General features: G+C 59.9%; 10 protein-coding genes. 5 read left to right on the forward strand and 5 right to left on the reverse strand.

The features are described from left to right. Position 1: 1 nt before the first annotated feature. From PspR76_RS16870 to PspR76_RS16885, 4 genes are all read right to left on the reverse strand, one after another. Positions 2-1,168, reverse strand: coding sequence for a GGDEF domain-containing protein (locus PspR76_RS16870; protein WP_159957035.1), 1,167 nt, complete (start codon positions 1,166-1,168; stop codon positions 2-4). A 51-nt stretch (positions 1,169-1,219) separates the two neighbouring features. Continuing rightward, the gene (gene glgB, locus PspR76_RS16875; protein WP_159957037.1) at positions 1,220-3,457 is read right to left on the reverse strand and encodes a 1,4-alpha-glucan branching protein GlgB; all 2,238 of its coding nucleotides are present in this window, start codon (positions 3,455-3,457) and stop codon (positions 1,220-1,222) included. Then, on the reverse strand, positions 3,454-6,801 hold the full coding sequence (gene treS / locus PspR76_RS16880) for a maltose alpha-D-glucosyltransferase (protein ID WP_159957039.1): 3,348 nt from the start codon (positions 6,799-6,801) through the stop codon (positions 3,454-3,456). The genes glgB and treS overlap by 4 nt, the downstream gene beginning before the upstream one ends. A 111-nt stretch (positions 6,802-6,912) precedes the next feature. Continuing rightward, complete coding sequence (locus PspR76_RS16885) at positions 6,913-8,901, reverse strand: alpha-1,4-glucan--maltose-1-phosphate maltosyltransferase (protein ID WP_159957041.1); 1,989 nt, start codon at positions 8,899-8,901, stop codon at positions 6,913-6,915. Between the two features lie 204 nt (positions 8,902-9,105). On the opposite strand from PspR76_RS16885, the gene PspR76_RS31070 reads away from it, so the two are divergent. Beyond that, positions 9,106-9,264 (forward strand): hypothetical protein, encoded by a 159-nt coding sequence (locus PspR76_RS31070; protein WP_174245633.1) that lies wholly within the window; start codon positions 9,106-9,108, stop codon positions 9,262-9,264. A 220-nt stretch (positions 9,265-9,484) separates the two neighbouring features. Further along, on the forward strand, positions 9,485-10,501 hold the full coding sequence (locus PspR76_RS16890) for a M10 family metallopeptidase C-terminal domain-containing protein (RefSeq protein ID WP_159957043.1): 1,017 nt from the start codon (positions 9,485-9,487) through the stop codon (positions 10,499-10,501). On the opposite strand, the gene PspR76_RS16895 is transcribed toward PspR76_RS16890, so the two are convergent. Beyond that, positions 10,490-11,005, reverse strand: a complete 516-nt coding sequence (locus tag PspR76_RS16895; protein WP_159957045.1) for an MgtC/SapB family protein — start codon at positions 11,003-11,005, stop codon at positions 10,490-10,492. The genes PspR76_RS16890 and PspR76_RS16895 overlap by 12 nt on opposite strands. Before the next feature lie 122 nt (positions 11,006-11,127). Between PspR76_RS16895 and PspR76_RS16900 the strand changes: the two genes are divergently transcribed. The 3 genes from PspR76_RS16900 (at position 11,128) to mapR (ending at position 15,041) form a co-directional block, all read left to right on the forward strand. Next, positions 11,128-11,367, forward strand: coding sequence for a DUF3203 family protein (locus tag PspR76_RS16900; RefSeq protein WP_159957047.1), 240 nt, complete (start codon positions 11,128-11,130; stop codon positions 11,365-11,367). A 184-nt stretch (positions 11,368-11,551) separates the two neighbouring features. Further along, positions 11,552-12,961 carry a cytochrome c oxidase accessory protein CcoG gene (gene ccoG / locus PspR76_RS16905; RefSeq protein WP_159957049.1) on the forward strand — a complete coding sequence of 470 codons (1,410 nt, stop codon included), beginning with the start codon at positions 11,552-11,554 and terminating at the stop codon, positions 12,959-12,961. Positions 12,962-13,631: 670 nt separating this feature from the next. Further along, positions 13,632-15,041 carry a GntR family transcriptional regulator MpaR gene (gene mapR, locus PspR76_RS16910; protein ID WP_159957051.1) on the forward strand — a complete coding sequence of 470 codons (1,410 nt, stop codon included), beginning with the start codon at positions 13,632-13,634 and terminating at the stop codon, positions 15,039-15,041. Positions 15,042-15,092 lie beyond the last annotated feature (51 nt).

The following is a 15,092-nucleotide window of genomic DNA, read 5'->3' on the forward strand; positions in this document are numbered from 1 at the left end:
TTTATTCCGCCACCGCCACTTGATTGCGGCCCATGGCCTTGGCGCGATACAGCGCCTTGTCGGCGGTGTTCATCAGGCTGTGCAGGTCCTGGTCGAGGCTGCGGGTGGTGGCCACGCCGAGGCTGGCGGTCAAGCCCTGCACGGGCGCTGAAGCCAGGCCCGAAATCGCCTTGACCAGTTGCTCGGCGATGCCCCGCGCGGTCTCCAGCGACGTATTGGGCAACAACACCGCAAACTCCTCGCCCCCGAGCCTGCCATACACATCGGCCTGGCGAAACGACGCACTGATCACCCCGCCAATCTGGCGCAACACCTGGTCGCCGGCCTGGTGGCCGTAGGTGTCGTTGATGTCCTTGAAGTGATCCATGTCCATCATCAATGCGCACAGCGGTTGCTGGTTATGGCGACATTGCTCATACAACAGCTGGGCATGTTCGAAGAATGCGCGGCGATTCATTAGCCCGGTGAGCTCATCGGTCTGCGCGGCGCGGGTAGAAATATGGTGGGCACGTTCCATTTGCCGGGTCAGGCGAAAGGCTTTTTCCAAGGCATCGGAAAATTTGCGTGTGGCGCTGACCACAAAGGTCGAGAACACCAACACCGCCACCGCCACGCCCACTTGCATCGGCGATGGCTGGAACAGCAACCACAGCGTGCACGGCAAGAGCACCAGCGCCATGGAGCCCATGGTCATGTAGCGATAAGCGGAATAACAGGACACTGCGCTGACCGACATGCCGACGGTAAACAGCATGACCAGCACTTGCGATACACGATCGTCGGGGGGCATGACCGCCAGGGCGCCAATGCCCCAGACACCCGCAGAGAGCATTAGCGTGACCCAGTAACGGCGTTCCCAGCGGTCGGGCGTGCGCTCTTTTTCAGGGCAGCGAAACCACTCGGTGAACATCTTGACGCGCAGCAGGGATGTGACCGCCAGCACCACCAGCCAGACCAGCATGACATTGTGGTCGAAACGGTCCCAGCACAGCCAGCAGAGCATGACGGCGCCAAGGTAACTGCCGAAAATGGCGGCGAACGATTGGCGAAACAGCTGATGCAAACGGTCCGTTCGCACCTGCTCCTCGATAAAGCCATCCTGTTCCTGTCCACGCCCAAGGCCGTTCATTAAATACGCCTGCTTCGACTGCCACGACAAAGGCGCCATTGTGGCACCCTGCCAGTAGCGCGGACAACAGAATCCGCCATGCTAGAGCCCTTAAAGCGTTTCCGGGCGCAGAATCAACACGCCCAACGGCGGCAGGTTCAACGACAGCGACACCGGTTGCCCATGACGCGGCTCATCCTGAGTAAACACTTCCCCGCCATTGCCGAAGTTGGAACCGGCATACATGTCGGCATCACTGTTGATCACCTCGCTCCAACGCCCGGCAAACGGCACGCCGACCGCATACGCCTCACGCGGCACCGGGGTGAAGTTGGCGACCACCAGGACCGGCTTGCCGTCTTTGCTCCAGCGTAGCCAAGCGTAGACGCTGTTGATCGCGTCGTCGCCGATCAACCATTGGAAACCTTGCGGGGCGTCGTCCTGTTCATGCAGCGCCGGTTCCTCGCGGTACAGACGGTTGAGGTCACCAACCAGCTTCTGCACGCCCCGGTGTTCGGGGTATTGCAGCAGGTACCAGTCCAGCTGCTGGTCGTGGTTCCATTCCCGCCATTGGCCGAATTCGCAGCCCATGAACAGCAGTTTCTTGCCGGGGTGCATCCACATGAAACTCAGGTAAGCGCGCAGGTTGGCGAACTTCTGCCAGCGGTCGCCGGGCATCTTGTCGATCAGCGAGTGCTTGCCGTGCACCACTTCATCGTGGGAGATCGGCAGGATAAACCGCTCGGACCAGGCATACACCAGGCCGAAACTCAGCTCGTTGTGATGATGGGCGCGGTACACCGGGTCTTGCTGGATGTAATGCAGCGAGTCGTGCATCCAGCCCATGTTCCACTTGTAATTGAAGCCCAGGCCACCTTGCTGGGTGCTCTGGCTGACGCCCGGCCAGGCGGTCGACTCTTCGGCGATCACCAGCGCGCCCGGCGCTTCCAGTGCCACCACATCGTTCAAGTGGCGCAGGAAGTCGATGGCCTCCAGGTTCTCGCGGCCGCCGTGGCGGTTGGGCACCCACTCACCGGCTTTACGCGAATAGTCGCGGTACAGCATCGACGCCACGGCATCCACACGCAAACCGTCGATATGGAAGTGTTTTAGCCAGTGCAATGCCGAGGCCAGCATAAAACCGTGCACTTCGGTGCGGCCCAGGTTGTAGATCAGCGTGTCCCAATCCTGGTGGAAGCCTTCCAGCGGGTTGGCGTATTCGTACAGCGCCGTGCCGTCGAACTGGGCCAGGCCGTGGGTGTCGGTGGGAAAATGCGCCGGCACCCAGTCGAGGATCACGCCAATATTGGCCTGGTGCAGCGCGTTGATGAAAAAGCCGAAATCTTCCGGCGAACCAAAACGCGCACTCGGGGCAAATTGCGACAACGCCTGATAGCCCCAGGAACCGCCGAACGGGTGTTCCATGATCGGCATCAGTTCGATGTGGGTGAAGCCCAATTCCTGCACATACGGAATCAGACGCTCAGCCAGTTCGCGCCAGCCGTACTGGCGGGACACTTCACCGGCCTCGTCCAATTCGCACTGCCAGGAACCGACGTGCAGCTCATAGATCGACAGCGGCGCTGTGGGTTTCTGCTTGTCGGCACGCGACTGCATCCACTCATGGTCTTGCCAATCCACCTGCAACGGCGCGGCGACTTTCGACGCGGTGTCGGGCGGCAACTGGGTGGCCAAGGCCATCGGGTCGGCCTTAAGTGGCAGAATGCCGTGGGCGCCGAGAATTTCGTACTTGTAGGCTGCGCCCGGTTGCAGGCGCGGAATGAAGATCTCCCACACGCCGGACGGGTGACGCAAGCGCATCGGGTGACGGCGGCCATCCCAGATATTGAAATCGCCCACCACCGACACGCGCCGCGCATTCGGCGCCCACACGGCGAAGCGCACGCCTTGCACGCCATCGACGCTGGTCACCTGGGCGCCGAGGCAGCTGCTCAGGTCACGGTGATTGCCTTCGGCAAACAGGTACAGGTCCATTTCACCGAGCAGCAACTGGCTGAAACTGTATGGGTCTTCGGTGATTTGCTCGCCGCCGGCCCACTGGATCTTCAGCAGGTATTCCTGGCGAGTGGCGAAATGCCCGACAAACAGACCCGGCACTTGAGTTGCGTCGAGGCTGCCGATTTGTTCGCCGCTGTCACGGGCCAAGACCTTTACACTCAAGGCTTCAGGCAGGAACGCGCGGATAAATTGCCCGCCCTGCTCGTCATCATGGGGCCCGAGAATCGAGAACGGGTCGTGGTGTTCGGCTCTGACCAGTGCTTCGACGTCCTTGGACGCCGGCATGGCCGTCAACTTCGGTTGCAGCGGTTCTTTATTTGTAAAGCTCATGACGTCTCCCCACCGCGTGCAGTTTTCGATATAGGTGTTAGCCCACTGAGCAGGCCGTGCAAACCTTGCAACGGCACCGGCAACCAGGTCGGGCGATTTTCCGCTTCGTAAGCCACTTCGTACGCGGCCTTCTCCAAACTGAACAACGTCAGCGCGGCGCTCTGGCCTTTGGCATCCTGCCAGTCATGCGCCAGTGTAGTCGTAGCCTGATGATAAGCCTGGATAAATGCCTCACGCGCCTCACTCAAGTAACGGTCGGTCACGCGTTTGCGGGCGATGTCCGCCTCCGGCGAGTGATCCACGCCTTGCACATTCAGGGCCATGGCGGCGGCGTAATCAAACGAACGCAGCACACCACTCACATCTTTATACGGGCTGTGCTTGCCGCGCCGTTCATGCAGCGGCCGCGCCGGTTCGCCTTCAAAGTCGATCAAGTAGGCATCGCCTTTCACCACCAGTACCTGGCCCAGGTGCAAGTCACCGTGGACGCGGATCCGCAGGCCGCCCGCCGTGGCTTTCGCCAGGGCCTGGACGTGAGCGCCGATGGCTTTTTTCTGCGCCAGCAATTCACTGACCAGCGCCTGATCGGCAGGGTTCAATTGGCTTTGATGAAGTTTGAGCAACTGCAGGGCGCGGTCGATCTGCGCGCCGACGTCCTTGGCCCAGGCCTGGGTGTCCTTGACGGTAGTCGCTTCGGGCTTGAAGTCTTTATTGGCGGTTTTCGCCGCCAGCACCACGTGCATTTCACCCAGGCGCTGGCCGAGCAGGCCGGCAAAATCCTGCAACTCGCCGAGTGCGTTGTAGTGCTGTTCCTGTTCAGAGATGGCTTCGGCCAGCTCGTCGCGAATCGCGCGTTCCAGGCTGTTTTGCGTCCAGGCCCAGGCGTCGCCCTGATTGCTCAAATAGCCTTGGGCAATCATCAACAGGTTGTCTTCGCCCTGGGCATCACGCCGAATCATCGAACCGAGCAAGGGCGAAATGTTCGGGTAACCGGCGGCGGTCAGGTAGGCGCTCATTTCCAGCTCCGGGTGCACACCGCTGCTGACTTTACGGATCAGCTTGAGCACCAGGCTTTCGCCCACCACCACCGAACTGTTGGACTGCTCAGCCGACAGGTAGCGCACCTGCGACTCAGCGTTCAAGTGCAAATTGGCCAGATGCGGCGTGGCCTCAAAGCGCAAATCGCCTTCAGGGGTGTCCAGTACGGTGCCGGCTTGCAAGCCGTGGATCACCGCACGAATAAAGTGCTCAAGGCTGAAGGCATCGGTCACCAACCCGACTTGACGCGTGCGGCGTACACGGGCCAGGGCCAGTTGCTGCGGCAAGGCGCTGGTGAACTGGTCTTCGGCGAGGAAGCCGAATGGCAACTGATAACGACTGACCTGGCCACCGCTGCTGACCTCAATTTCGCTGAGCAGCACCGGGTGCTGCGGGTCGCCGAAACGCACGCCGTAGGCAATGCGCACGCTGTCGATGGCCACGTCCTTGCCAGCGAACCAACGCCGCTTGGGCAGCCAGGCCGGCAGTGAAGTCTGCTCCAGGGTGGTGCGGCACGGCTCTTCGAGCAACTCTTCCATGCGTTTTTTCAACACCAGCGTGGTGAAGTCCGGAATGCTTTGCGCCGGTTGCACATGCCAGCTCGGCATCTGGTTTTCCGCCGCCAGCACGAACCAATAGAAACCGTAAGGTGCCAGGGTCAGCAGGAAATTCAGCTGGCCGATTGGCGGGAAGGCATTACCGCCGAGCATTTCCACCGGCACCATGCCGGCGAAGGCCGACAGGTCCAGCTCAGCCGCCTGGGCACTGCGCGACACGTTGGCCACGCACAGGATGATTTCCGTGCGCCCGTCTTCGCCGGTGAATTCACGGGTGTAGGCCAAGATGCGGCGGTTGCTCGGCGAAAGCATTTTCAAGCTGCCACGGCCAAAGGCCTTGGATTGCTTACGCACTGCGAGCATGCGCCGCGTCCAGTTGAGCAGCGAATGCGGGTCCTGGGCCTGGGTTTCAACGTTGACCGACTGGTAGCCGTAAAGCGGGTCCATGATCGGCGGCAGCACCAGGCTGGCCGGGTCGGCGCGCGAGAAGCCGCCATTGCGGTCGATGGACCACTGCATTGGCGTGCGCACGCCGTCGCGGTCGCCCAGGTAAATGTTATCGCCCATGCCGATTTCGTCGCCGTAGTACAAGGTCGGCGTGCCGGGCATCGACAGCAGCAGGCTGTTGAGCAACTCGACGCGGCGGCGGTCACGCTCCACCAGCGGCGCCAGGCGTCGACGAATGCCCAGGTTGATGCGGGCACGACGGTCAGCGGCGTAGTAATTCCACAGGTAGTCGCGCTCTTTGTCGGTGACCATTTCCAGGGTCAGTTCATCGTGGTTGCGCAAGAAGATCGCCCATTGGCAATTAGCGGGAATCTCCGGGGTCTGGCGCAGAATATCGGTGATGGGGAAGCGATCTTCCTGGGCCAACGCCATATACATACGTGGCATCAACGGGAAGTGAAAGGCCATGTGGCATTCATCGCCGTCGTCGCCCTTCTTGTCTCCAAAATACAACTGCGTGTCTTCCGGCCATTGATTGGCTTCGGCCAGCAACATGCGGTCCGGGTAATGGGCGTCGATTTCGGCGCGGATCTGCTTGAGGACGTCGTGGGTTTCCGGCAGGTTTTCGTTATTGGTGCCGTCGCGCTCAATCAGATACGGAATGGCGTCCAGGCGCAGGCCGTCGATGCCCATGTCGAGCCAATAGCGCATCACCGACAGCACCGCTTTCATGACTTGCGGGTTGTCGAAATTCAGGTCCGGCTGGTGGGAGTAGAAACGGTGCCAGAAGTACTGGCCGGCGACCGGGTCCCAGGTCCAGTTGGACTTTTCGGTGTCGAGGAAGATGATGCGCGTGCCGTCGTATTTCTGGTCGTCGTCGGACCAAACGTAGAAGTCCCGCGCCGCCGAACCCGGCTTGGCCTTGCGTGCTCGCTGGAACCAGGGGTGCTGGTCGGAGGTGTGGTTGATCACCAGTTCGGTGATCACCCGCAGCCCGCGTTTGTGCGCCTCGGCGATAAAGCGCTTGGCGTCGGCCATGGTCCCATAGTCGCTGTGCACGCCACGGTATTCGGCGATGTCATAGCCGTCGTCACGGCGTGGCGAGGGGTAGAAAGGCAACAGCCAGATGGTATTCACACCCAGGTCGGCGATGTAGTCGAGCTTGGCGATCAGCCCGGGAAAGTCACCGATGCCGTCGTTGTTGGAGTCGAAATAGGATTTGACGTGAACCTGGTAGATCACCGCGTCCTTGTACCAGAGCGGGTCTTTGATAAAGGTGGCAGCCTTGGGTTTCTTCGCCATTGGAAACTCCTGAAAATTCTGAAAAAACCGCCTGAAGGAATACGGTCATTGTGGGAGCTGGCTTGCCTGCTCCCACATTGGATCCTCATCGGTCTGATGATCGGGCCGGGCTCAGGATGTTGTGATTCGCCAGATTCCAAATGGGGTGTGCGGCTCCAGCCGCATCCACTGGGTCTTGCCGTACCAGGTCCAGCGATGGCCGCTCATCAAGTCTTCGCCTTGGGTCTGGGCATCATCCGGCAAGCCCATTTCCCACAGCGGCAACTCGAAGTTCGCTTCCTGGGCATTGAACGGATCGAGGTTGACCGCCACCAGGATGAAATTGCTACCGTCTTCGCTGCGCTTGCCGAAGTACAGAATGTTGTCATTCCAGGCGTTGTAGAGCTTCAGGCCCAGGTGCGCTTGCAGCGCCGGGTTCTGCCGGCGAATGCGGTTGAGTTGGGCGATTTCGGCAATGATATTGCCCGGCGCCGTGAAGTCGCGCGGGCGGATCTCGTACTTCTCCGAGTCCAGGTACTCTTCCTTGCCCGGCACCGGCGCGGCTTCGCACAATTCGAAGCCTGAATACATGCCCCATAAGCCTGAGCCCATGGTGGCCAACGCGGCGCGGATCAAGAAGCCTGGGCGACCCGACTCATGCAGGAAGCCCGGGTTGATATCCGGCGTATTGACGAAGAAGTTTGGCCGGTAGCACTCGCGCCACGGCGACTCGTTCAACTGCGCGAAGTATTCGCTCAGCTCGGCCTTGGTGTTGCGCCAAGTGAAATAGGTGTAACTCTGCGAATAACCAACCTTGCCCAGGCGCGCCATCATCGCCGGGGTGGTGAATGCTTCGGCGAGGAAGATCACCTCGGGGTGCTTCGAACGTACATCACTGATCAACCATTGCCAGAACGGCAGCGGCTTGGTGTGCGGGTTGTCGACGCGAAAGGTCTTCACGCCCTCTTCCACCCAGCCCACCACGACGTCGCGCAACTCGATCCACAGGCTTGGGATCGCGTCAGCGGCATAGAAGTCGACGTTGACGATGTCCTGGTATTTCTTCGGTGGGTTTTCGGCGTATTTGATCGTGCCGTCCGGGCGCCAGTTGAACCAGCCGGGATGCTCTTTGAGCCACGGGTGGTCCTGGGAGCACTGGATCGCAAAGTCCAGGGCGATTTCCAGGCCATGGTCGGCGGCGGCCTTGACCAGGCGGCGGAAGTCATCGCGGCTGCCCAGTTGCGGGTGGATGGCCTCGTGGCCGCCCTCCTCGCTGCCAATTGCGTACGGGCTGCCTGGATCATCGGGCCCAGCCGTGAGGGAATTGTTCTTGCCTTTACGGTGGCTGCGGCCAATCGGGTGGATCGGCGGAAAATACAGCACGTCAAAGCCCATATCATGGATCATCGACAGCCGTGAGTGCACATCGTTGAACGTGCCGTGACGCGCAGGATCGTCGGTGATCGAGCGGGGAAACAGCTCGTACCAGCTGGCGAACTGCGCAGCCTCACGTTCCACATCGATTGGGTAGACGGGGCTGACGCTCAAGTAGGCGCGATGATCGGCCTGGGTCATCAAGTGCGCACTGTCTTCGTGCAGGAACTGTGCGACCTGCTCGGTTTCCAGCAGCCCGGAGAGTTCGTGGTGCAGCAGCATCAAGCGGTCACGCAGCTCATTGTCACTGCGCTCGGCTGCCTGCAGCACCAGGCTGCGGCCTTCCTGCAGCTCCAGGCTGACCGGCACGCCGGCTTCGTGCTTTTTACGCAATTCGTAGCAGAAGCTGGCAAACGTATCGATCCAGGCTTCAATGCAGTATTCGTGGGGGCCTTGCTGAGCGACCGTAAACGCGCCTTCCCAACCGTTATTGCCGACGTCGGCCATGACCACGCTGTGCCAGCTTTCGTCTTGCAGCGGGCGCCAGCGGATCAGCACGGCCAGCTTGTCGTGCCCGTCGGCAAACACCTTGCTGGTGACAGTCACCCGTTGGCCAACCACCGCCTTGACGGCAAATTCGCCGCCGTCGATCACCGGTGCAGTACTTTCGATAGCGATCCTGGGCAATAGCAACGCCTGGGACAGCGGTAATATGGAGTCGTCTGGAGCCAGTGTTTCAGCAGTCATCGAGCATCTTCCCCTTACGCCCTGTGGACGCTCTTTGCTTGATCCGAATTCTGAGGCGGCAGCGCTCTCCCTGAGCAGGGCCGTAATAGGTCCGAGCCTGCCGTGAGTGCAAAAGTTCAGGTGGATGTACCGCCATTGGGCGGGGAATCAAATCTCCCCGGCGGTTGTCCACCGGTAGAGCAAAGCACAAAGGAGGCCACACCGATGAATATCCCGATTCCGGCTGAAACACCTGACCCGAACATCGACGACCCGACATTACCGCCTGCGCAGCCACCGCCGATTCCTGAACAGGAACCGCCTGAAAATGAGCCGCCGCCCGTGCAGGAACCCCCAACGAGCGAGCCGCCGGTCATCCTCTGACGTATTCGCTGTAGGTTCGGCGTCCGCTTGCTCGATCCGTGCAAGGGTGGCAATTGCACCAAGACGTGCAGGCGGACGTTAATAGTCGAAATTTCCCACTTACTTAAAAGGGAAAGCCCTAACCCCAACAGACCCGATACTTCCCATACTGACTTTACGCTGACCTCAACGCCAAGTCCGAGGCCCCAGCGTTCAGCCGATCCGTCTATGAGGAATCATCATGTCGACCATCTCTACCCCATCGCAAGCTCGCTCAGACGCACCGCCAATCCACACTATTTCCCCCGTCACCCCCTCGGCACCCGACGTCGTGTCTGCCAAACCCGTGGACGACCTGCTCCAATCCGGCCCCAACAGCGCCCGGGAGCCAATGCGCCCCGATGAGCCCAAAATGACGCCTGAAAGCCGGGCCAAAATCGAAGTAGAGCTCGACGACCTCAGCGCCCAGCTAACCCCTAAAACGCTCAACCACATGATGCGCCACCCTAAATCCGAGGAGTCAAAAGCCCACTTCGAAAAGATCGACCGCGTGTTGACCGCAGACAACATCAAAGGCGTGTTGAGCGGCCCGAACGCGGCGTCTTGCATAAAGACCCTTGGCAAGATCGAGACCCAATTAAAACAAGAGTCGATCAACACTGCGTTCGATCCTGTCGCGAACGAGCAGGTCGAGGCCTACCGCAGACATGTGAACTCGATACTGTTCGATCTAAAGGCCCGTTTGATGAAGGCCCCGGAGGACGGTCGCGTTGAGATGGTCCTCGATTTTTCCCGAAAAGAGCAGCCCCGCCTGAACAGCATTCATGACTTTATGAATGACCTGCACGCCAAGGGTAGCCACCTCTGCGACATTGCCACCGAGGTGCACAAAGCGATCGGGGCGCTGCAATTTTCACATCCTGATGGTTTGAGGCCAGAGAGATACCGCGAACCTGACCACGCACAGCATTCCAAAACCTACAGCTTCAGTAATACCGCGGCATCTACCCTTGAACACCCCTGCGAAATCAGGAATTTCGTCTCTGACCGAGACAAAATCGACGTCACCGGTATTAGCAGGCAACTCAATAAACCCCTGCACTGGGTCAACCAGTTATCAGGCGCCAGTGGCGAAATGCAGTTGAAATACTCACGTGAAAATAATGCCACTGTGCTGGTGATTTCCGGCAACAAAGGGGAGCCCGCGCTGGTCGCCAAGATATTCGGCCAAGTGAAAGAAAAGGACCTACTGGTCTGACCGGTGGTCATCAGAGGCCTCGAATGCTCTGACAATCCTGGGCATCACGCTAAATACCGCCAAGGCCAACAACGTACTGAGCACCGCTGTAGATTCACGGCCCATTCCGGCAGCGACCCCAATCGCTGCGGTCATCCACAGGCCGGCGGCGGTGGTCAGACCTTTGACATGCTGGCCCTCTTCATCTTCTTTGCCTTTGAGGATAGTGCCGGCGCCGAGAAAGCCGATGCCCGCAATCACGCCCTGCACCACGCGACTCATGGCATCGGCCTGATTGCCGGACATCTGTGGCACCAGCACAAACAGGGCTGCGCCCAACGCCACCAGCATATGGGTGCGTACACCCGCCGCCTTGCCTTTGTGCTCGCGCTCAAACCCGAGAATACCGCCCAGGATCGCGGCGATCAGCAAGCGCACGGTGATCTGGGTGAGTTGCTTGGCATCGCCTATGTCAGCGAATTCAGCTTGCAAGGTTTGCCACACTTCATGCCACCAGGCGTCCATGGAAAGCAGTCCTTTGTAAGAGTTGGTAAAGGGTTGACAGCGGCGACCGCCAGTCAGTTGCCTGGAACCGTTGACATGGCCCCGAACCCTAACGTTCACCAGCTCAGGGAAAGGAAATCACCATGCCAGTCCGTATCGAAAACCAGACGTGCTATTTCAAGGTCGACGAAAACGGCCAGGAGCGCAGCCTGCCCGCCGTGGATGTGACAGTCAGTACCGACAGCCTCAAAGCCATGTCTTTTGTCACAGTGGATAACGACAGGATCTACATCACCGAAGCCGAGGCCGACGCCTTGACCGTCGCCGGCGCCGAGGACGGGCGCAAACACTTGAAGGCTACCGACAGTGATTCAGTGATTTGATTGATCTGTATCAGCATGCGATTGAAACCGCTGCATTCCACACGCCACGGGGTGCAGCAGATCGCCGCAGGCGTGTTTGAGCAACCCATCTGATCTGCTTTTTATCGCCATAGCTGAGTCTGTTACGCAAACAGTGCGGCGTTCATAGTTCATTCGCCTGATGGAGGCTGATGAGCGAACGACCATGAGCGAAAGAATCCCAACCGTGGAAACCTTTGAGCCCATACACCCAAAGAAGGTGAAGGCCAAATCCAGCGACAACCTGATCCATACCCGCAGTTTCACCGGCCTGTTCCGCACCTTGCGCGTGAGCGGTGCAGGCCTGCTGTTTCTGGCGTTTTTCGGCACCGTGTGGCTGAACTGGGGTGGGCGCCAAGCGGTGCTGTGGGACCTGGCTGAAAGCAAGTTCCATATTTTCGGTGCGACGTTCTGGCCTCAGGACTTCATCCTGTTGTCAGTGCTGCTGATCATCTGCGCCTTCGGCCTGTTTGCCGTTACCGTCTTCGCAGGCCGAGTATGGTGCGGCTACACCTGCCCGCAAAGCTCGTTTACCTGGCTGTTCATGTGGTGTGAAAAGGTCACCGAAGGCGAACGCAACCAGCGCATCAAACTGCAAGCGGCGCCCTGGAGCCTGAACAAGCTGGCGCGACGTTCAGCCAAACATACGTTGTGGCTGGGCATCAGCGTGCTTACCGGGCTGACGTTTGTCGGCTATTTCACACCCGTTCGCCCCTTGGCCATGGAGCTGCTGACCTGGCAAATGGGCGGCGTGAGCCTGTTCTGGGTGCTGTTTTTCACCGCTGCCACCTACCTCAACGCCGGTTGGCTGCGTGAAGCGGTGTGCATGCACATGTGCCCCTATGCGCGGTTCCAGAGCGTGATGTTCGACAAGGACACCCTGACCATTTCCTACGACGCCGCGCGTGGAGAAAACCGTGGGCCACGCAAACGCGAAGCCAAGCCTGCCGACGTCGGGCTGGGTGATTGCATCGACTGCCAGCTCTGCGTGCAAGTGTGCCCCACCGGCATCGATATCCGTGACGGCCTGCAAATGGAATGCATCGGCTGCGCAGCCTGCATCGATGCCTGCGACTCGATCATGGACAAAATGGGCTATGCCCGTGGCTTGATCAGCTATACCAGCGAACACCAACTGCAAGGCGGTAGCACCCAACTGCTCAGGCCACGGCTGATCGGCTACAGTGCCGTGCTGCTGGTGATGATCGCGGCCTTGGTGGTGGCCCTGGTGGGGCGGCCAATGGTGTCGCTGGACGTGACCAAGGACCGGGGCATGTTCCGCGAAAACAGCCAGGGCTTGATCGAGAACATCTACAGCCTCAAGGTCATCAACAAAACGCAGCAGCGTCAGGACTACCGCCTGGAGCTGGTCGATGCTGAGGGTTTCCAGTTGCAAGGCAAGACCGAGATCAGCCTGGCGCCGGGGGAAATCAGCGATATACCGGTGTCGGTGGCGTTGCTGGCCGATAAGCCAGCAAGCAGTTCGCAGACCTTGCGGTTCAAGGTCACGGATGTGGATGAACCGTGGGTCTACAGTGCTGCCGACAGCCGCTTTGTGGCGCCGATGAACCGCTGAGCGATAAAGGTGGGAGCTGGCTTGCCTGCGATAGCGTCCGGTCAGCCAAGGATAAAGCTGGCTGTGGCATCGCTATCGCAGCATAGGTATCTACACAACTTTGTAGCTGCAAACCGTACCCACGATGCGCAGCGAGCCGCTCTTGCTCTTGATCTGGCTTTTGATCTTGATCTTAGGCGCCCCGTTAAACCACGCTGGCCGGAATTCGACATGGATTTGGGGGGTAAACCGGCAGGGATGCCGGTTTAGCCGCCCCGCGCCATGGATGGCGCGTGGCGGCGGCCCCCCAAATCCATGTCGGATTACGGGCACACCGAGCCCAAGCGAGGTGCCGAGTGGTGGGGCAAGAGCCATTTGCTTACTTTGGGCTGGGCCGGCATTCCGGCTTTTTCCAAAGTGAGCCGCTGTAAGAGCGGAACCCTAAGTGGCCGTTACCGCAGGAATGGATATGTACTCGGTCTGATCCAGCACCCTGGTCGGCTGTCAGGCCGCCATCGGGGGCAAGCCCCCTCCCACATTTGGAACGCGGTGCATCAGTTAGATAGCTGTAATCTGCCAGACAGCAAGTTAGCGCCGCACTCAAAGTTGTGTAGATACCTATGGCTATCGCAGGCAAGCCAGCTCCCACATTTAATCCTGCGTATAATTTTAGAAAGCTAATTAGGCCCTCATGAAACGCTACGAAAAATTCGCCGATGACATCGCAGAACTGATCCGCTCCGGCGTGCTGGGGCCCGGCCAGCGCGTGCCGTCGGTGCGCTATGCGAGCCAGACCCACGGCGTCAGCCCGTCCACGGTATTCCAGGCTTACTACCTGCTGGAGCGCCGTGGCCTGATCCGTGCTCGGCCGCGTTCCGGTTACTTCGTCAACACCCACGCGCCGAGCCCATTCTCCGAGCCGGTGGTGAGCGAGCAGGTGCATGAGTCCACTGAAGTGGACGTGAGTGAGCTGGTGTTTTCGGTGCTCGACTCCATCAAGGACCCCAACACCGTGCCCTTCGGCTCGGCCTTCCCCAGCCCGATGCTGTTTCCGTTGCCACGCCTGGCGCGCTCCCTGGCCAGTGCCAGCCGTGAGATGGACGCGCGCCTGGTGGTCACCGACATGTCGCCCGGCAACCCGCAATTGCGCCGGCAGATTGCCCTGCGCTACATGGTCGGTGGGCTGATGCTGCCCATGGAAGAATTGCTGATCACCAACGGCGCCCTGGAAGCACTGAACCTGTGCCTGCAGGCGGTGACCGAGCCCGGCGACCTGGTGGCGATTGAAGCACCGGCGTTTTATGCCTGCCTGCAAGTGCTGGAGCGCCTGAAGCTCAAGGCCGTGGAAATCCCTGTGCACCCGCGCGACGGTATCGACCTCAACGCCTTGGCACAAAGCCTTGAGCGCTACCCGATCAAGGCCTGCTGGACCATGACCAGCTTCCAGAACCCCATGGGCGCCACGGTGCCGGAGGCGAAGAAACAAGCGCTGGTAGAACTGCTGCGCAGCCATCAAGTCCCGCTGATCGAAGACGATGTGTATGCGGAGCTGTATTACGGGCAACAGGCGCCGAAGCCGGCCAAGGCCTTCGACACCGAAGGCTTGGTCATGCACTGCGGCTCCTTTGCCAAGAGCCTGGCCCCGGGTTACCGCGTAGGTTGGGTGGCGGCCGGGCGCTATGCGCAGAAAGTCGAGCGTTTGAAGCTGATGACCTCACTGTGCCCCTCGATGCCGGCCCAGGCGGCAATTGCCGACTACCTGCAACATGGCGGCTATGACCGGCACCTGCGCAAGTTACGTTACGCTCTGGAAGAACAGCAAAGCGCCATGCTCGCGGCCATCGCGCGTTACTTCCCGGCACAGACACGGGTCAGCCAGCCGGCCGGCGGGTACTTTCTGTGGCTGGAACTGCCGGAGAAGACCGATTCGTTGAAGCTGTTCCAGATGGCCTTGGCCCAGGGCATCAGTATTGCGCCGGGGCCGATTTTCTCGGCGACCCAGCGCTTTCGCAACTGCATTCGCTTGAACTATGGCAGCCCCTGGACTGAGGCGTCGGAAAAAGCCATGGAGACGCTGGGGCGGATCGTTCGCTCTTTTTGAGCTGGAACCAAATCGAAGCCTGGACCACATAGGAAGGCGCACTTTTCCCAC

It is taken from the genome of Pseudomonas sp. R76 (genome assembly GCF_009834565.1).
Lineage (GTDB): Bacteria > Pseudomonadota > Gammaproteobacteria > Pseudomonadales > Pseudomonadaceae > Aquipseudomonas.

Excerpts from the sequence above, each read along its gene's own strand:
- PspR76_RS16895 (WP_159957045.1), bottom strand. The coding sequence starts at position 11,005 with ATGGACGCCTGGTGGCATGAAGTGTGGCAAACCTTGCAAGCTGAATTC.
- PspR76_RS16890 (WP_159957043.1), top strand. The coding sequence starts at position 9,485 with ATGTCGACCATCTCTACCCCATCGCAAGCTCGCTCAGACGCACCGCCA.
- PspR76_RS31070 (WP_174245633.1), top strand. The coding sequence starts at position 9,106 with ATGAATATCCCGATTCCGGCTGAAACACCTGACCCGAACATCGACGAC.
- PspR76_RS16870 (WP_159957035.1), bottom strand. The coding sequence starts at position 1,168 with ATGGCGCCTTTGTCGTGGCAGTCGAAGCAGGCGTATTTAATGAACGGC.
- PspR76_RS16885 (WP_159957041.1), bottom strand. The coding sequence starts at position 8,901 with ATGACTGCTGAAACACTGGCTCCAGACGACTCCATATTACCGCTGTCC.
- ccoG (WP_159957049.1), top strand. The coding sequence starts at position 11,552 with ATGAGCGAAAGAATCCCAACCGTGGAAACCTTTGAGCCCATACACCCA.
- PspR76_RS16900 (WP_159957047.1), top strand. The coding sequence starts at position 11,128 with ATGCCAGTCCGTATCGAAAACCAGACGTGCTATTTCAAGGTCGACGAA.
- treS (WP_159957039.1), bottom strand. The coding sequence starts at position 6,801 with ATGGCGAAGAAACCCAAGGCTGCCACCTTTATCAAAGACCCGCTCTGG.
- mapR (WP_159957051.1), top strand. The coding sequence starts at position 13,632 with ATGAAACGCTACGAAAAATTCGCCGATGACATCGCAGAACTGATCCGC.
- glgB (WP_159957037.1), bottom strand. The coding sequence starts at position 3,457 with ATGAGCTTTACAAATAAAGAACCGCTGCAACCGAAGTTGACGGCCATG.